Source organism: Nocardioides panacisoli, from assembly GCF_039537325.1.
Classification (GTDB): Bacteria; Actinomycetota; Actinomycetes; order Propionibacteriales; family Nocardioidaceae; genus Nocardioides; species Nocardioides panacisoli.
Genome location: NZ_BAABAH010000001.1, coordinates 296,700 through 313,992, shown reverse-complemented (window position 1 = coordinate 313,992; position 17,293 = coordinate 296,700). Strand labels below are relative to the sequence as shown.

Annotated in this window: 16 protein-coding genes and 1 tRNA gene; 8 read left to right on the top strand and 9 right to left on the bottom strand. The window is 72.4% G+C overall.

Annotation, left to right across the window (positions count from 1 at the left end; translation table 11 throughout):
• The first annotated feature begins 46 nt into the window (after positions 1 to 46).
• Positions 47 to 898 carry a pyridoxal kinase PdxY gene (gene pdxY, locus ABD709_RS01560; RefSeq protein ID WP_344772015.1) on the top strand — a complete coding sequence of 284 codons (852 nt, stop codon included), beginning with the start codon at positions 47 to 49 and terminating at the stop codon, positions 896 to 898.
• A gap of 3 nt (positions 899 to 901) precedes the next feature.
• Here the strand turns inward: pdxY and ABD709_RS01555 are convergent, their stop codons facing one another.
• Positions 902 to 1,099 (bottom strand): hypothetical protein, encoded by a 198-nt coding sequence (locus tag ABD709_RS01555; protein ID WP_344772014.1) that lies wholly within the window; start codon positions 1,097 to 1,099, stop codon positions 902 to 904.
• Between the two features lie 139 nt (positions 1,100 to 1,238).
• Here ABD709_RS01555 and ABD709_RS01550 point away from each other — a divergent pair.
• The 5 genes from ABD709_RS01550 to ABD709_RS01530 all read left to right on the top strand — a co-directional run bounded on the left by ABD709_RS01550 (position 1,239) and on the right by ABD709_RS01530 (position 6,681).
• Positions 1,239 to 1,314: transfer RNA gene (locus ABD709_RS01550), tRNA-Thr, on the top strand.
• 48 nt (positions 1,315 to 1,362) lie between these two features.
• Positions 1,363 to 1,794 carry a redox-sensitive transcriptional activator SoxR gene (soxR, locus tag ABD709_RS01545; protein WP_344772012.1) on the top strand — a complete coding sequence of 144 codons (432 nt, stop codon included), beginning with the start codon at positions 1,363 to 1,365 and terminating at the stop codon, positions 1,792 to 1,794.
• 27 nt (positions 1,795 to 1,821) lie between these two features.
• Positions 1,822 to 3,039, top strand: a complete 1,218-nt coding sequence (locus ABD709_RS01540) for a DUF4032 domain-containing protein (RefSeq protein ID WP_344772011.1) — start codon at positions 1,822 to 1,824, stop codon at positions 3,037 to 3,039.
• Between the two features lie 61 nt (positions 3,040 to 3,100).
• Positions 3,101 to 4,885 (top strand): thiamine pyrophosphate-requiring protein, encoded by a 1,785-nt coding sequence (locus ABD709_RS01535; protein WP_344772010.1) that lies wholly within the window; start codon positions 3,101 to 3,103, stop codon positions 4,883 to 4,885.
• Complete coding sequence (locus ABD709_RS01530; RefSeq protein WP_344772009.1) at positions 4,882 to 6,681, top strand: glycoside hydrolase family 15 protein; 1,800 nt, start codon at positions 4,882 to 4,884, stop codon at positions 6,679 to 6,681. Before ABD709_RS01535 ends, ABD709_RS01530 begins: the two co-directional genes overlap by 4 nt.
• A gap of 8 nt (positions 6,682 to 6,689) precedes the next feature.
• Here the strand turns inward: ABD709_RS01530 and ABD709_RS01525 are convergent, their stop codons facing one another.
• On the bottom strand, positions 6,690 to 7,736 hold the full coding sequence (locus ABD709_RS01525; protein ID WP_344772008.1) for an SDR family oxidoreductase: 1,047 nt from the start codon (positions 7,734 to 7,736) through the stop codon (positions 6,690 to 6,692).
• An 87-nt stretch (positions 7,737 to 7,823) separates the two neighbouring features.
• Between ABD709_RS01525 and ABD709_RS01520 the strand changes: the two genes are divergently transcribed.
• Both ABD709_RS01520 and ABD709_RS01515 read left to right on the top strand, forming a co-directional pair.
• Positions 7,824 to 8,924, top strand: a complete 1,101-nt coding sequence (locus tag ABD709_RS01520) for an ATP-dependent DNA ligase (RefSeq protein ID WP_344772007.1) — start codon at positions 7,824 to 7,826, stop codon at positions 8,922 to 8,924.
• A gap of 25 nt (positions 8,925 to 8,949) precedes the next feature.
• Complete coding sequence (locus ABD709_RS01515) at positions 8,950 to 9,501, top strand: hypothetical protein (RefSeq protein WP_344772006.1); 552 nt, start codon at positions 8,950 to 8,952, stop codon at positions 9,499 to 9,501.
• Positions 9,502 to 9,512: 11 nt separating this feature from the next.
• On the opposite strand, the gene ABD709_RS01510 is transcribed toward ABD709_RS01515, so the two are convergent.
• The 7 genes from ABD709_RS01510 to ABD709_RS01480 are packed head-to-tail and all read right to left on the bottom strand — an operon-like array spanning position 9,513 to position 17,292.
• Complete coding sequence (locus ABD709_RS01510) at positions 9,513 to 11,504, bottom strand: COG1470 family protein (protein ID WP_344772005.1); 1,992 nt, start codon at positions 11,502 to 11,504, stop codon at positions 9,513 to 9,515.
• Positions 11,501 to 12,112, bottom strand: coding sequence for a phage tail protein (locus tag ABD709_RS01505; RefSeq protein ID WP_344772004.1), 612 nt, complete (start codon positions 12,110 to 12,112; stop codon positions 11,501 to 11,503). The genes ABD709_RS01510 and ABD709_RS01505 overlap by 4 nt, the downstream gene beginning before the upstream one ends.
• On the bottom strand, positions 12,105 to 14,057 hold the full coding sequence (locus tag ABD709_RS01500; protein ID WP_344772003.1) for a putative baseplate assembly protein: 1,953 nt from the start codon (positions 14,055 to 14,057) through the stop codon (positions 12,105 to 12,107). Before ABD709_RS01500 ends, ABD709_RS01505 begins: the two co-directional genes overlap by 8 nt.
• Positions 14,054 to 14,464 carry a GPW/gp25 family protein gene (locus ABD709_RS01495; RefSeq protein WP_344772002.1) on the bottom strand — a complete coding sequence of 137 codons (411 nt, stop codon included), beginning with the start codon at positions 14,462 to 14,464 and terminating at the stop codon, positions 14,054 to 14,056. The genes ABD709_RS01500 and ABD709_RS01495 overlap by 4 nt, the downstream gene beginning before the upstream one ends.
• A 2-nt stretch (positions 14,465 to 14,466) precedes the next feature.
• Positions 14,467 to 14,751 (bottom strand): PAAR domain-containing protein, encoded by a 285-nt coding sequence (locus ABD709_RS01490; RefSeq protein WP_344772001.1) that lies wholly within the window; start codon positions 14,749 to 14,751, stop codon positions 14,467 to 14,469.
• A 20-nt stretch (positions 14,752 to 14,771) separates the two neighbouring features.
• Positions 14,772 to 16,526, bottom strand: coding sequence for a VgrG-related protein (locus ABD709_RS01485; protein ID WP_344772000.1), 1,755 nt, complete (start codon positions 16,524 to 16,526; stop codon positions 14,772 to 14,774).
• Positions 16,513 to 17,292: a CIS tube protein gene (locus ABD709_RS01480; protein WP_344771999.1), complete on the bottom strand. Its 780-nt coding sequence runs from the start codon at positions 17,290 to 17,292 to the stop codon at positions 16,513 to 16,515. The genes ABD709_RS01485 and ABD709_RS01480 overlap by 14 nt, the downstream gene beginning before the upstream one ends.
• Position 17,293: the final 1 nt, after the last annotated feature.

Genomic DNA, 17,293 nt, shown 5'->3' with positions numbered 1-17,293 from the left:
TTTCTTGCCGAAAGGGTTTCACATCCCGTCCTGGAAGGATGGCCGGATGCGGATCCTGTCCATCCAGTCCTCCGTCGCCTACGGGCACGTCGGCAACTCCGCCGCGGTGTTCCCCCTCCAGCGCCTCGGCCACGAGGCGTGGCCGGTGATCACCGTGCACTTCTCCAACCACACCGGGTACGGCGCGTGGCGCGGCCCGCTGCTCGCCCCGGACGACGTGCGCGAGGTGATCGCCGGTATCGAGGACCGCGGGGTGCTCGGTACGGCGGACGCGGTCCTGTCCGGCTACCAGGGCGATCCCGCCGTGGGCGCGGTGATCCTGGAGGCGGTCGCGAAGGTGAAGGCGCTCAACCCGGACGCCGTCTACTGCTGCGACCCGGTGATGGGCGACGTCGGCCGCGGGATGTTCGTCCGCCCGGGCATCCCGGAGTTCATGCGCGACGAGGTGGTGCCGCAGGCGGACATCATCACGCCGAACCACTTCGAGCTGGAGTTCCTCGCCGGCCGGGAGGCCCGTACGCCGGAGCACCTGCTCGCCGCTGTCGACGCCGTCCGCGACCACGGGCCCGACGACGTGCTGGTCACGTCGGTGCTCTACGACGAGCGGGACGAGGACACGCTGGACCTGGTGGCGGTCTCCGACGGCGGCGCCTGGGCCGTCACCACGCCGCTGCTGCGGATCTCGCCGAACGGCGGCGGCGACATCACCGCCGCCCTCTACCTCGCGCACCTGCTCGACACGGGTTCGCCCGCGACGGCGCTCGAGCGGACCGCGAGCTCGGTGTTCGGCGTGCTGGAGGCGACGCTGGCGGCCGGAACCCGCGAGCTCCAGATCGTCGGCGCCCAGGACGCGATCGCCCAGCCGCCACGACGGTTCGAGGCGCGGCGGCTGCGCTGAGCGCTACTTGGAGTGCGCCCGCCTGGCCGGCGCCGTCTCGGCGAACCACTGCCGGAACGTCATCGGCTGGTCGAGGTTCACCCCACGGTTCGCGATCGCGTACTTGTGGACCGCCGCCTCGAGGTCGCGGCCGTGGCGCCCCTCGATGAGCTCCTGGTAGGTCAGGAACAGGCGGCGGCTGTAGGTCTTCGCTGCGGACACGAACGTCCTCCCGAGAGTCGCGGAGCATGGGGACCGGCCCACATCGTGCACCATCCCGCGCGCCCGCTCCAACTGCGCGCCGCGGTTCGGTCGGCGGCCCGCCCGCTGACTACGATGAGGCAGCCCTTCCAGGGCGATCGCCGGTGTAACTCAGTTGGTAGAGTGTCTTACTTGTAATAAGAGAGTCGCAGGTTCGAGTCCTGTCACCGGCTCCAACCTCAACCATCCTTGAAGTACGTCGACCTGCGCGTCACGCTGTCCGGGTGACCCTCCTGACCATCGGCCAGCTGTCGGACCGTGCCGGCGTGGCGACCAGCGCGATCCGCTACTACGAGGCGGAGGGGCTGATCCACTCCACGCGGACGACCGGCAACCAGCGCCGCTACGAGCAGTCGACCCTGCGCCGCGTCGCGTTCATCAAGGCGGCGCAGCGGGTCGGGCTGACGCTGGAGGAGGTCGGCGAGGCGCTTGCGACGCTGCCGGACAACCGCACCCCGACCAAGTCCGACTGGCACCGGATCAGCAAGGACTGGCGACCGCGCCTGGACGAGCAGATCCGCCGGATCGAGCTGCTCCGCGCGCGTCTCGACAGCTGCATCGGCTGCGGCTGCCTGAGCATGAAGAGCTGCTGGCTCTCCAACCCCGACGACGTCGCGGCCCAGCGCGGCAAGGGCGCGGTGCTGCTGGAGCCGTGACGGCCCAGTTCGGCGTAGGTTTCACCCATGGCGCTGCATGTCGTCGCCATCCGGCCCGACCCGGACCTGTTGACGTTGCCGTGGGACTCGGCCCTGGCGGAGTGGCCGGAGCCGCCCGTGGTGCGCCTGCCGCGAGGTCTGTCCCGCCACGTCGTGCGGATCGTCCAGCTGCGCCGCCAGATGCTGGTCGCGAAGGAGACCGAGAAGGCGCTGGCGTTCCGGGAGTACCGGCTGCTCCGCGACCTGCGGCGCCTCGGCCTGCCGACGGTCGCGCCCAAGGCCGTCGTCACCGGACGCACCGACCGCGACGGCGATGCGCTGCCCGCGGCGCTGCTGACCGAGCACCTGCACTACTCGGTCCCCTACCGGACCCTGTTCCAGAACGGGCTCCCGGCTGCGGAGCTGCCGTCCCTGGTCGACGCGCTCGTGGTGCTCCTCGTCCGGCTGCACCTGGCCGACTTCTACTGGGGCGACGTGTCGCTGTCCAACGTGCTGTTCCGGCGCAGCGCGGGCGGGTTCGCGGCGTACCTCGTCGACGCCGAGACCGGTGAGCTGCAGCCGAGCCTGTCGGACCGGATGCGCGAGCACGACCTCACCGTGGCCACCGAGAACATCTTCGCCGAGCTCCTCGACCTGCAGGCCGGTGCCGAGCTCGACCCCGACGTGCGTGCGGACGAGATCGTCGACCTGCTGCGCCAGCGCTACGACCACCTGTGGAACGACCTGACCACGGCCGAGGAGTTCGAGCGCGGCGAGATGTGGCGCATCGAGCAGCGCATCGAGCGGCTCAACGACCTCGGCTTCGACGTCGACGAGATCGACATCGTCACCGACCTCGAGGGCGACCGGGTGCGGATCCAGCCGAAGGTGGTGGAGGCCGGCCACCACCAGCGGGAGCTCCAATCGCTCACCGGCCTCGTGGTCGAGGACAACCAGGCACGCCGGCTGCTCAACGACCTGGCGGCCTACGCGGCGCACCACGACCTCGGTCATCTCGACCGTCACGTCGTCGCGAGCCGGTGGCTGACCGAGGTCTACGAGCCGCTCGTCGCCCTCCTCCCGGCCGAGCACAGGAGCAAGATCGAGCCCGCCGAGTTCTTCCACGAGGTGCTCGTGCACCGCTGGTACCTCTCCGAGCGCGCCGGGCACGAGGTCGACATCTTCGACACCGCCGCCGACTACATCGCCACCGTCCTGCCGGGACGACCGGACGAGCTCGTCACCCCGCCGCCGGGGACCGCCTGAAGGGCCGCTTCTCGGGTACCGCCGAGCTGTCCGGGGACGCCCCGGCAGAAGGAGGGACGAGATGACCACGACGGTTGCCGACTACCTGCTCGAGCGGCTGCGACAGTGGGGCGTGGAGCACGTCTTCGGCTACCCGGGCGACGGCATCAACGGCCTGATCGCCGCGTTCGGCAAGGCGGAGGACCAGCCGTCGTTCATCCAGTCGCGGCACGAGGAGATGAGCGCCCTGCAGGCGGTCGGCTACGCCAAGTTCGGCGGCCGCGTCGGGGTCTGCATGGCGACCTCGGGCCCGGGTGCCATCCACCTCCTCAACGGCCTCTACGACGCCAAGCTCGACCACGTCCCGGTGATGGCGATCGTCGGGCAGACCGCTCGGTCGGCCATCGGCGGGTCCTACCAGCAGGAGGTCGACCTCCCGAGCCTGTTCAAGGACGTCGCCAGCGACTACGTGCAGATGGTCACCGTGCCCGAGCAGCTGCCCAACGTGATCGACCGCGCGATCCGGGTCGCGATGACGCGGCGCGCACCGACGGCGGTGATCGTCCCGGCCGACGTGCAGGAGCTGGAGTACACGCCGCCGGGCCACGAGTTCAAGATGGTCCCGTCCAGCCTCGACATCGACTGGCCGACCGCGGTCCCCGACGACGTCGCCGTACGTCGTGCTGCCGAGGTGCTCAACTCCGGGAGCAAGGTCGCGATTCTCGTCGGCCAGGGCGCTCGCGGCGCGCAGGACGAGATCGCGCAGGTGGCCGACCTGCTCGGCGCCGGCGTCGCCAAGGCGCTGCTGGGCAAGGACGTGCTGGCCGACGGCCTGCCCTACGTGACGGGATCCATCGGCCTGCTCGGGACCCGGCCGAGCTACGACATGATGAACGACTGCGACACGCTGCTCACGGTCGGTTCGAGCTTCCCCTACAGCCAGTTCCTGCCGCCGCTCGACCAGGCCCGGGCGGTGCAGATCGACATCGACGGCGCGATGATCGGGATGCGCTACCCCTACGAGGTGAACCTCGTCGGCGACGCCGCGGCGACCCTGCGCGCGCTGATCCCGCTGCTCGAGCGCAAGACCGGCCGCGGCTGGCGGGAGGGGATCGAGGAGCAGGTGGCCTCGTGGTGGGAGACGATGGCGGCCGAGGCGGCCGTCGAGGCGAAGCCGATCAACCCGATGCGGATCTTCAGCGAGCTCTCGCCGCGCCTTCCCGACGACGCGATCGTCGTGGCCGACAGCGGCTCTGCCGCCGACTGGTACGCCCGCCAGCTGAGGTTCCGCGGGAACGTCCGTGGCTCGCTCTCCGGCACCCTCGCGACGATGGGTCCGGGCGTGCCCTACGCGATCGGCGCCAAGTTCGCGCACCCCGAACGACCGGCGATCGCGCTCGAGGGCGACGGCGCGATGCAGATGAACGGCATGGCCGAGCTCCTCACGATCCGGCACTACTGGGAGCGTTGGAGCGACCCACGGCTCGTCGTCGCGGTGCTCCACAACAACGACCTCAACCAGGTCACCTGGGAGCTCCGCGGGATGGGCGGCGCGCCCAAGTTCGCCGCGTCGCAGACTCTTCCCGACGTCTCCTACGCCGGCTTCGCCGAGTCGATCGGCCTGCTCGGCATCACCGTCGCCGACCCGGAGGAGGTCGGTCCCGCGTGGGAGCGGGCGCTCGCCGCGGACCGACCGACGGTGCTCGACGTGCACTGCGACCCGGACGTGCCTCCGATCCCGCCGCACGCGACCTTCGAGCAGGCGAAGAACACGGCCGAGTCGCTGATCAAGGGCGACGAGGACCGCTGGGGCGTGATCAAGGAGGGCGTCAAGACCAAGGCGCAGGAGATCTTCACCCACCGATGACCGATCGCAGCGGGCCGGACAAGCGGATCGAGGACTACGCCGTCATCGGCGACCTCCACACCGCGGCGCTGGTCGCGACCGACGGCAGCATCGACTGGCTGTGCCTGCCGCGGTTCGACAGCCCGTCGTGCTTCGTCGCGATGCTCGGGGAGCCCGAGGACGGCCGCTGGCGGCTGGCACCCGAGGGCGCCCGGCGCGCGACCTCGCGCCGCTACGTCGGCGACACCCTCGTGCTCGAGACGACCTGGGACCTGACCGACGGGTGCGTGCGCGTCGTCGACCTGATGCCCGTGCGCGACCGTCACGCCGACGTCGTGCGGATCGTCGAGGGCGTGCGCGGCACCGTGCGGATGCGGTCCGAGCTGCGGGCGAGGTACGGCTACGGCCGGCAGGCACCCTGGATCCGCCAGGAGGGACCGGACGCCCACGTCGTGGCCGGGCCGCACGCCCTGTGGCTGCGCGCCGACCCGCCGGTCGAGCACGCGGACGGCGTACTCACCTCCGAGTTCACGGTCCGGGAGGGCGACCGCGCCCGGTTCGTGCTGACCTACGCCGCGTCGCACCTGCCCCGCCCCGAGCCGGTCGACGCCGACCGCGCGCTGGAGGACACCACCCGGTTCTGGGAGGACTGGATCGGCGGCTGCGCCTACGGCGGCCGCTGGGCCGAGCCGGTGCGCCGGGCGCTGCTGACGATCAAGGCGCTGACCTACGCGCCGACCGGCGGCATCGTGGCGGCGGCGACGACCTCCCTCCCGGAGGAGATCGGCGGCGTGCGCAACTGGGACTACCGCTACTGCTGGCTCCGGGACGCGACCTTCGCCCTGCAGGCCCTCCTCGGGACCGGGTACGTCGACGAGGCGCGGGCGTGGCGCGAGTGGCTGGTGCGCGCGGTCGCCGGGCACCCGGCGGACCTGCAGATCATGTACACCGTCGACAGCGACCGCTTCATGCCTGAGCTGACCCTCGACCACCTGTCCGGCTTCGCCGGTTCGCGGCCGGTCCGGATCGGCAACGACGCAGCCGGCCAGCGTCAGCTGGACGTGTGGGGCGAGGTGCTCGCCGGCCTGCACCTCGCGCGCGAGGCGGGTCTCGGCCCCGAGGAGAGCGCGTGGGACCTGCAGCGCGGGCTGCTCGACTGGCTCGAGGGCCACTGGCAGGAGCCCGACAACGGCCTGTGGGAGATGCGCGGCGACCCCCGCCAGTTCGTGCACTCGAAGGTGATGGCGTGGGCCGGGGTCGACCGGGCGGTGCGCGCCGTCGAGCGCGCCGGCCTCGAGGGTGACCCCGATCGGTGGCGGGCACTGGCGCAGGAGATCCACGACGAGGTCTGCCGCAAGGGCTACGACAGCGACCGGAACACGTTCACCCAGTTCTACGGCTCGCGCGGCCTCGACGCCGCGCTGCTGCTGCTCCCCCGCGTCGGCTTCCTGCCCGGGGACGACCCGCGGGTCGCCGGCACGATCGCCGCCGTGGAGCGCGAGCTCGGACACGGCGACCTGCTGATGCGCTACGACCCGGAGGCCGATGGCGACGTCGATCCGATGCCGCACGGCGAGGGCGCGTTCCTCGCGTGCAGCTTCTGGCACGCCGACGCCCTGCTCGCCACCGGCCGGGACAAGGAGGCAGAAGCGCTCTTCGAGAAGCTCCTCGGCCTGCGCAACGACGTGGGCCTGCTCAGCGAGGAGTACGACGCCGAGCACGCCCGTCAGCTCGGCAACACACCGCAGGCCTTCAGCATGGTCGGCATCGTGAACACCGCCCGGCACCTGGACGGCGAGGAGATGCGGACCGGCTAGGGCCGGCGCTAGGAGCGCCGGTCCAGGATCGCCCCGACGAACTGCCGCAGGTCCTGGGCCACCATCAGGCTGCCGGCCGCCGCCGCGCCCACGCCGTTGACCAGCGCCGGGCTCAGCTTCCGGGACAGGATCGCCTGGGCCGACCGCGGCCGGGCCTGGTCGTCGAAGGACCCGTGCGTGCCGTAGTCACGCCCGTCCTTGCCGTCGGCCGGCTCCCAGAGGTTGCCGGGCCCCGGGGCGCGCCGCAGCCCGCGGGCGTCGGTCTGCTGCGAGCCGTAGCCGGTGCGGGCGAGGTAGTGGTCGAGCACCCGCGGTGCCACGTAGTTGCCGAGGATCGTCGCGGCCGCGCTCGCGCCGACGACGTACTCCCGGCGGCGGGGGTGGTCGGCGGCGTAGACGATCTGCCGCGCGGCCACCTCGGGCTGGAAGATCGGCGGCACCGGCTGGGGGTGGTCGGGCAGCCGGCTCATCACCCAGTCGAACTGCGGCGTGTTCAGCGCCGGGAGCTGCACCATCGTGGTGCGGACCTGGCTGCCGTCGTGCAGCAGCTCGCAGCGGACGGACTCGGCGAAGCCCTGGATCGCGTGCTTGGCGCCGCAGTACGCCGACTGCAGCGGGATGCCGCGGTAGGCCAGCGCCGAGCCGACCTGGACCACCACTCCGCGGTCGCGCGGCAGCATCCGGTCGAGCGCGGCACGGGTCCCGTGCACGACGCCGAGGTAGGTGACCTCGGTCGCGCGGTGGAACTCCTCCATCGTGGTCTCCATGAACGGCGCGAAGACCGCGGAGAAGGCGTTGTTGACCCAGACGTCGATCGGCCCGAGCTCGTCCTCCGCACGTGCCGCGGCCGCCTGCACCTGGTCGTGGTCGGCGACGTCGGTCGGGATCGTCAGCGCCGTGCCGCCGGCCTCCTCGACCTCGCGGGCCGCGCCCTCGAGACCGCGCTCGCCGCGGGCGAGGAGCGCCACCTTCGCCCCGCGCTTGGCGAACTCGATCGCCGTCGCGCGGCCGACCCCTGCGCTGGCACCCGTCACCACGACCACTTGTCCCGTCATGGGTGTCCCAGTGCCCGATGTGGACGGTCTCGATACGCCTCCTGGGGTGAGCGTTCGGTCACTCGACCAGCGGCTAACCTCCACGACGTGGACCTCCCCGTGATGCCGCCCGTGCTGCCGATGCTCGCGAAGGCCGTCAAGGGCGTGCCCGACCCGGACAAGTTCGGCGGGCTCAGCTTCGAGCCGAAGTGGGACGGGTTCCGCTGCATCGTCTTCAAGGACGGCGACGAGGTCGAGCTCGCGAGCCGCAACACCAAGCCGCTGACGCGCTACTTCCCCGAGCTGGAGGAGGCGGCGCGGGCGCAGCTGCCGGACCGCTGCGTCCTCGACGGCGAGATCTTCGTGGCGCTGCCGACCGATGGGCGGGACCGGCTCCAGTTCGAGGTGCTGCAGGAGCGCATCCACCCGGCCGCGAGCCGGATCAAGCTGCTGGCCGAGCAGACGCCGGCGAGCTTCGTCGCGTTCGACCTGCTCGCGCTCGGCGACACGTCGTACGTCGACCGCCCGTTCTCCGAGCGCCGTGCGGCGCTCGAGGAGGCCCTCGCCGGCCTGCCCGCCGAAGGGCCGTGCCACCTCACGCGGACCAGCACCGACCCCGCCGTCGCCGAGGAGTGGTTCCACACCTTCGAGGGCGCCGGCCTGGACGGCGTGGTCGCCAAGCCGATGGGTGCGCCGTACCAGCCCAACCAGCGCACGATGCTGAAGATCAAGCACGAGCGGACCGCCGACGTCGTGCTCGCGGGCTACCGCGAGCACAAGACCAGCACCCCGGAACGGCCCCTGATCGGGAGCCTGCTGCTCGGGCTGTACGACGGCGGCGAGCTGCAGCACGTCGGGGTGTCGGCCAGCTTCACCGACGCGCGGCGGGCCGAGCTGTGGCAGGAGCTGCAGCCCCTGGTGTGCCCGATCGAGGAGCACCCCTGGGGACGCTGGCAGGAATTCCTGGTGGCGAACCCGGGCCGCCAGCCCGGGACGCAGAGCCGGTGGAGCCAGGGCAAGGACCTCTCCTTCACGCCGCTGCGGCCCGAGCGCGTGCTCGAGGTGAAGTACGACGCCATGGAGGGCCGCCGCTTCCGGCACACCGCCCACTTCAAGCGCTGGCGCGAGGACCGAGACCCGGAGTCGTGCGGCTACGACCAGCTCGAGCAGCCGGTCAACTACGACCTGGCGGACGTGCTCGGCGGCTGAGCCGGGCGCAGGAGATACTGGTCCCATGAGCACCGAGATCCGGGAGCGGTACGACGTCGTGCTCCTCGTCGAGCAGTCGCTGAGCAGCGAGGACGCCCATCGGGTGCGGTCGCTGCACGAGGAGCTCGACGCGGAGGTCGTCTACCACGTGCTGCTGCCGATGGCCGACGCCGCGGCTGCGGTCGAGGCCTCCCTCGGTGCGATGGGTGGCGTCGACATGATGGCCACGCCGATGACGCCGAGCCCCGACGACATCGACGCCCTGCGCGATGAGAACCAGGAGCGCGCCGAGCGGGAGCTCGCTGCGACGCTCACCGTGCTGGAGGCGGCCGGCGCCACGATCGGCAGCTCGCAGGTCGTGGCGGGCCCGGCCGTGGACGCCCTCATCGACACCGTCAAGGCGCAGGACGGCCAGGAGGCGATCGTGCTCACCCGCTCCCACGTCGTCGCCGAGTTCTTCCACGTCGACTGGACCTCGCGCGCACGCCGGAAGCTCGGCGTACCGGTGCTGCACCTGCTGGAGCACGAGAACTTCGACGAGCAGGCCGGCGGGCCCGAGGGCATCAGCGGCGCCTGAGCCGGAGTGATTCAGGGCTTCAGCAGGATGCCGCCGATGAAGGCGAGGACGGCTCCGGGCAGGGCGAACGCCAGCCCCAGCCCGGCCGGCACCGAGCCGAGGGGGTCATCGGTGAAGAAGGTTGCGACCGGGTGGGTCGCCACGACGGCCCCCGTCCACAGCGCGGCGAAGATCGCGGAGACCCGCACCAGCCTGCCGGCACCGATCAGCCCCAGCAGCATCATCGCGATGCTGAAGAGCACCAGCCCGAGGAACACGGTCGTGGTCACGGAAACCACGTCCGCGGCCTGGACGTCGGACGCCGAGCCGACGCTGGTCAGCCGGTCGACGGCGCCGGTGACACCGTCCACGGGCGGGTTGGCCGCCCAGCCGATGGCCGCGACCGCGAGCAGGGTCGCGCCGAGCAGCACGAGCAGCACCGCCCACAGCTTGCGGTAGCTGTTGGTCTGCTGGGTGAACGTCGCCCGGCCGTCGACGCTGCCGGTCAGCGACGTCGCCGCGACCTGGACCTGGCGGGTCGATGAGCTGCCGCCGTCCGGCCGTGGGTGGTCGATGGCGGCGATCGACCGCCCGACCTGACCCGGAGGCACGGCGAGGAGCTCGGGCTGGAAGGTGATCCGGGCCCGGCCGAACTCGTCGGAGCCGCTCAGCCGGACCTGGAGCGGCTCACCGCCCTGGCGGTTGTCCACGTCGACGGCGTACTTGCCCTTGCGCCCCTTCACGACGAGGTGCTCGGGCTGGATGTAGAGGCGCGCCGTCGTGATCGGGTCGGGGTGGGCGCTGAGCTCGAGGCTTCCGGCCGCCTCGATCTCGCGGCCGTCGTCGGTGGTCGCCACGACCGAGAACGGCCGGGAGTCCGACTCGCCCCGCGCGATCGGGGCCGTCTGCACGACCAGGCCCACGTAGCCGAGGCTGCCCTCCCGCACCGCGACGCGGGCGTGCTCGAACCGGAACCCCACCTGGTTGCCGGGGTCGCGCCCGCTGAGGTTGAACTTGACCGCCTCGTGGCCGCCGCGGTTGTCCAGGACGACGTTCAGCTCCGCCGTCGTCCGGTCGGCCATCGCGATCTCCGCGGGCTCGAGCCGGATCCGGGCCGGCAGGCTCTCCGGCGGCGGCGACGTGCTCTGCTCGACCGTGACGGCGACGCCGACCTGCCCCTCGGAGTCGGTCGCCGTCAGCGTCAGCTGCCGCGCCAGGTCCTTGCCCGGAGGCGGGGGCGGTGCGGCGAAGCGGACCTCGGCCTCGGCGCTGCCACCTGCCGGTACGTCGACCGCGGCCGGCACGAACTCGACGCGCACGACGCCCTCGGGATCGGTCGCCGTCAGGACGTACTGGCGAGCGAAGTTGGCCGCCCGGTTGTCGAGCTGGACGTGCAGCGAGCCCCTGTCCGAGTCCACGAGGCGGATCAGGTTCGGCCGCGCGACCAGGGTCGCCGCAGGCCCCGACCGCGGCACGTCGACCACGATCGACAGCGGAGTGGCACGGGTCGCGTCGACCCCCGAGCGCACGAACAGCGGAACGGTGACACGCTGCGCGACGGCCAGCACGCCGGGTGTGATCGCGAACGTCACCTGCACGGTCCGCAGCACGCCGGGCAGGAGGTTCGCCTCGCCGTGGGTCACGGTGAGCCAGGGAGGCGGGTCCGCGGCCTGGATCGTGTAGGAGTCGACGATGGTCGAGTCGTTCTTCACGTCGACCTCGAAGGTCGCCGGAGCGGCGGCGGTCAGGGTGACCTCGGCCTGCTTGACCGAGGCGACCGGCACCACCACCCGGTCGGGCCGAGCCTCCCGTTGCTGCGCCACGCGCGGGTCCGGTTCCTGGGGCGGGGCGCCGCCGGCTCCCCCGGGTACGCCGACCCGGCCCCGCGGCGCCGCGTCGGGCTGCCGCGCCTCGGGGGCGGAGGCGTTGACGCTCCAGCCGAGGTAGGTGTCGCACACGCTGCAGAACGCCGCCGACCCGTCGGCCGGCGTGCCGCACGTCTTGCAGATCCGCTGTTCGGTCATCCACCGTCCCCGTCGTCCTGGGCTGCGTCGAGGCTAGCCCCGGGCTGCCGTCCGCGGAGGTCGGTCACGATGAAGTCGTGCCACACGTGCGCGGGCTTGGTCGCCTCGAGCAGCGCCTCGACGCGCCGCGGGTCGACCGACGACGGCTCGGCGGCGCGGACCCGGACGGCTACCCGCCGCAGCGCGTTCCCGGGGACGGCCCCGCCGGGAGTCCGCGACCAGGTGCACCCGCCGGTGTCCTGGATGTCCACGTCGGCGCCGAGACCGACGCTCAGCGCCTCCTGGATGCCGCGGGAGGTGCCGCGGCGCCGGTGCAGCAGTGCGGCCCCGGCGATGACGGCCCGGCGGCGGTCGAGGTCCCAGGAGTCGTCGATCTCGACCCCGACCCAGGCCGCGAGCAGGTCGAGGAAGTCGGCGGGCGCGAGGTGCGGGTCGAAGTAGCAGGTGAGCGAGTCGAGGGTGGCGAGGATCGGGGCGTAGGCGTCGTCGAACGCGGTCACGAACCGCTGCAGGAACTCGTCGTCCTGCAGCACCCCGGGCAGTCGCTGCAGCACCGGCGCCGGGGTGCCGAGCCCCCGGACCGTGCGCCGTGCGGACTGCTCAGCCACCGGTCACCACCCGGATCCGGTGGTCGTAGGAGAACGTGAGCGCGTTGCGATCCAGGTCGAGGCGCGGCGTCGCCTTTCCGCGCTTGCCGGTGACCGGGTCGGCGCCGAACAGGACGACCTCCTCGATCAGCTCGGTCCCCGGCAACCGCTGCAGCACGGCGTACACCTCGCCCGCCTGGACCGGCCGGCCGAACGGCCAGCCGGTGCCGTCCGGGCCGCCCACGAGCGGGCTGTAGTAGCGGTTGAGCGCGAGCAGGGCGGCCAGCTCCAGCTCCTCCGGTGACGTCCGGAGCCGGGCGACCAGCGTGGCGACCACGGTGACGCCCTGGTAGTACGGCGGCTCGACGACGACCCGGGCGCCGACCGTGCGGCGCTCGTCGATGTACTCGGCGACCGCTTGCAGCGTCTCCTCGCTCGGGACGAGGTCGTCGAACCGCAGCCGTCCCTCGGCGTCGGCCGGCGCGGCCGGTACGACGAGGACCCGGACGCCGCCCGCCTCGTCGGCGGACTCCGCCGGGACCGTCCGCACCCGGGCGACCTGCGGTGCCGCGTCGCGGGCGAGCTGGTCGTAGTCCTCGGCCGTCACGGCCCGGTCCCGGGTGCGCAGCGCCAGCGGTCCGCGCAGCCGCGCCTCGGCGACGGTCTCGGGCGCGACTCCCCCGATCGCCGCCCGGCGGTTCTCCACCCGGTCGACGCCGGGCACCGTGGAGCGGAGCACCCGGATCGTCCCGGCGGAGACGTTGCCCGTCGGCCCGCCACCGACCCGGTAGCCGGGCACGCGCAGGGGCGCGCCCTTCGGGGGCACGGCGCCGTAGAGGCGCAGGGAGCCGTCCGGCTCGCGCACCGCGGGACCGAAGTGCACGTCACCGGTCGCCCGGTCGACGCGGAACGCGAGGTCGCTCTCGGCGCACCCAGCGAACGAGTCGACCTCCCGCCAGCGCTCCCAGCCGGAGCCCGCGGCGACCTCGACCTCGAGCGGAGTGCCGTCGGAGACCACCGGGCCGTGGGAGAGCCGGAACACCTGGCCCGGGACGCCCTCGGACAGCCCGAGGACCTCGTCCTCGATCACCTCGGCGTGGACCGCGTCGATGGTGCCGCCGATGGTGAAGGCCGACGCCGCGGTGAGCGTCGGGCTCGCGCTGTAGAAGGGGTAGCCCTCGACCGCCGGCACGGTGCGGCAGCGGAGCCACCCACCGCGATGGTTGCCGACCAGCGACGCGGTGTGCGTGGACGGGACGTGCAGCACCACGTCGCCCTGCCGGTTGAGGCCGCCGGTCTCGTCCCGGTCGACGTCGCAGCCGACCCAGGCGGACCCGTCCCATGCCTCCCAGACCAGTGGCGGCGCCGTCGGGTCGACTCCGACGCCCTGCACGTCGCACTCGAACCGGAGCGCGATCGCGCAGCGGGGCGCCGCGTCGTCCAGGCCGAGGAGCAGGACGTCGCCGTACGCCGGCTGCGGGGAGAAGCAGGGGAACTCGGTCCGGAGGCTGAGCTCGTCGTCGCGCGAGACCGGCTCCCCGTCGGCGGCCTGGGTGAGGACGTGACGCAGGCTGTGCGGCGGCATCGTCAGGTCCTGGGCGGTCGAGAAGACGATGGCGTCGTCCTGGAGGGTGCGAAGGGTGGCCACCTCCGCGTGGGCCGGCAGGACGACGGGCTCCTCGGGCGGCGACGAGAGCCAGGCGGTGACGTCGACGCGCGCGGGCGTCGGCGGGTGCAGGCTGACGCCGAGCAGGTCGAGGAAGGTGATGTACATCCGGTCCGGCACCCGGTTCAGCCGGTAGATCAGCTCGTCGGTCATGAACGCGAACGTCTCGATCAGGGTGACGCCGGGGTCGGACACGTTGTGGTCGGTCCACTCGGGACAGCGCTGCTGCACCATCCGCTTGGCGTCGTCGACGAGGTCCTGGAAGCGACGGTCGTCGAGGTTGGGGATCGGCAGGCTCATGGGGTCGCCTCTTCGTGGGCAGGGATGACGTAGAACGGGAAGACGAGGTTGCGCGGGTCGTTGGTGCCGCGGACGACGTACTCGATGTCGACGTAGAGGACGCCCCGGTCGACCGCGTCGAAGCGCACGGTGACCGCCTCGAGGTCGACCCGCGGCTCCCAGCGGGTGAGGGCGACCCGGACGGCGTAGGCGATGTCGCCCGCGGTCGACGCGTCGGCCGGCGCATAGACGTAGTCGTGGACCGCGCACCCGAACTCCGGACGCATCGGCCGCTCCCCCGGCGCCGTCATGAGGATCAGCCGGATGCTCTCCTCGATCTCCCGGGTGCCGGTGACCAGCGCGACCTTGCCGGTCGGGTCGGCCCGGACGGGGAAGGCCCATCCGGAGCCGACGAACTCCTCGCCCATCGTCAACCTCCGATCAGCACGGTCGGGCAGCCCGGCGGCAGGATCGGCGCGCCGCAGCCGCTGAGGTCGCCGACCCGGGCGGCGGGCCGGCCGCCGATCAGCACGGTCGCCGAGCCCTTCGCGATCGGGGACGGCGGGTGCGGCCCGGCCGGCGGCGGGAACGAGCAGGTGTGCAGGTCGCCCACGACCGCCGCGGGCAGACCGCCGATGAGGACCGTCGTGACCCCCGGTCCGGTGATGACGCCCGGGTGCGGGGTCAGGTCGCCTACGCGTGCGGCCGCTGGCATCGCCTGGTCCTCCTCCTCGCCTAGTTGATCTTCACCAGGGCGCCGCTGACCGTGGCGACGGCGGAGCCGGTGAGCTGGGCGTTGGCGGCGGTGAGGGTCAGGTTGGCCTGGGCCTGGATGTCGACGTTCACCGCCTTGATCGTGAGGTCGCCGGTGGCGGTCGTGACGGCGACGGCCTGCTTGGCGGTGACCGTGAGCGGACCCTCGGAGACGATCTCGATCCCCTTGGTCCCGCTCTGGGTGAGGGCGATCTTCTGCGCGCCGTCGTTGGAGCTGATGAGGATCGACTCGGCACCGGCGGCCTCGAGGAAGTCGACCTTCATGCCGGTGCGCGACACCAGGCCCCGACGTACCACCTGACCGGAGCCGGCGTCGATGTTGGCGGGCCAGCCGCCGAGCGGCTGGTCCTTGCCGTTGTAGAGCCCGCCGAGGATGTAGGGGTGCCCGAGGTCGCCCTGCTCGAAGGCGACCAGGACCTCGTCGCCGACCTCCGGGAGCACGGCGGCACCTCGGTCCTTCCCGGCGCCTGCCTGGACGGTGCGCGCCCACCAGGACTCGTAGGAGTCGGCCAGCCACGGCAGCTTGATCTTCACCCGGCCGCGGTGGTCGGGGTCCTGGACGCTGGTGACGATCGCGGGCACCACGCCGCTGATCTCCGGGCGGTGCCGGCTGGTGGCGCTGGCAGCGCCGAACAGCGAGCGCTCGGAGGTGTTGCTGGCGGTGAACGCCGTCCGGTAGCCGAACTCCGGCGAGAACTCGTGCCGGGTCGAGGTGAGGACGTACTTGCCGGCGAACGGCGCGGCCAGGCCGGCCAGCTGCACGGCGGTGCCCGCGCGCAGCGCCGGATTGCCCCGGGCCGTGCCCTCGAGCTCGGCGAAGCCGCCCGCGAGATGATCGGCGAGCGAGGTGGCCACCGCGGTCACCTGGTCCTGCTGCGACAACGTGGCGTGGCCGACGACGTACGACGCCCCGTCGAACTTCGCCGCCATCGAGGCGGGCGTGATGCCGCCGCCCGGCGTCGCGCTGTCGGTGGTCGCGTCCTTGACGGCGACGACCTCCTTCTTCTGCTGCGGGTCCCAGCCGCGCACCTCGACCTTCTTCACCTGGCCGTCGGAGGTGAGCGTCCCGCGCAGGTTGACCAGGCTGACGCCGCGCTCGAGCACCAGCGGGTCGGTGCGGGCGCCGGCGGTGCCACCGGGAGCCTCCGAGGCTGGGGGCCGCGCGACGAAGCGGAGCTTGCCCTCGGCCATGGTCAGCATCCGGTCGCTCTGCGTGGCCAACCGCTGGAGGAAGTCCCAGTCGTTCACGCCCTCCTGGGTGGTGTGGTCGAGCAGGGCCGTGGTGGCCTCCACCTCGCACTGCAGCCCGACCCGCTGCGCGACCTTCCGCACGATGTCGGAGGCGGTCATGTTGACGTAGGCCTCGACCCGGGTGCCGCGGAACAACCGGTGCGAGGGGTCGAGGCCGCGGACCACGGTGAAGACGCCGGCCTCGCTGACGTCGATCTCGATCGCGGTGACCTCGCCGTCCAGCAGGACACCCGGTCCCCCGGGCTGGGTGGACTGGAGGCTGAGCTCGACCTTGGCGCCGATCTCGAACTGTCCCTTGGCGAGCACGGTGCCGGCCTCGTCGGAGAAGCGGAGGACGAAGAGGTCCGGGACGTTGAGGCTGCCGTCGACGTACCCGCTCACCAGGAGGGGCCGGACGTCGTCGGGCAGCGGCGTCCCGTTGACCTTGACCAGGACGGTGTTGCTGAACTCCTCACCGTGCGGCACGGGACGCGCTCCCCTCGGTGATCTCCTCCAGCGGCGGCAGCAGCAGCCGGCGCCCCGGCCGCAGCCGCATCGGGTCGTCGACGTCGTTGACGACCGCGATCGAGCGCCAGAGCGCGGGCACGCCGTACTCGCGGTAGGCGATCGCGGGCAGGGTGTCCCCGGCGATCACCTGGTGCACGCGGTGCGGCACCAGGCCGCCGGACGTCGGGTTCTGCTTGGGCGCGTCCCCCGACAGCTCCTCGAGGGTCACCTGGCAGGTGGCCCGGATCGGCAGGCCGGAGGCGGTGAAGAGCGTGTACTTCGCCTGCACCTGGCTGACGTAGGCGAGGAACCCGGTCAGCCCGCCCCACCGGAAGATCACCCACGGCGGCGACGCCTTCTTGGAGGTCATCGACGCCTCGGTGGGGACGGTCAGGGAGAAGAGCTGCTCGACGTTCTTCACCACGGTGCTGTCCTGCTTCGCCGACGCGTCGAAGAACAGCTCGAGGGTGAGCTTCGACGGCTGCGACCCGGTGAACTGCGGCGGCGAGGCCTTCTTGTTGCCCTTCGCCTGCTCGCGCTTCCAGGTGGCCTGCTTGGCGAGCTGGAGCTCCTTGGGGTTGAACTGGAAGTCGAGCTTGAAGAGCTGCGCGCCGGGGGCGGAGAGGGAGCCGTCCTTCGACGGCTCGTGCACGAGGAGGTAGGCGTGCTGGAGGTTCGGGCGCCCGTCCGCGGCGGCCGTGCCGCCGGACTGCGCCGCGTCGAAGGAGACCGGACTGCCGCCCATG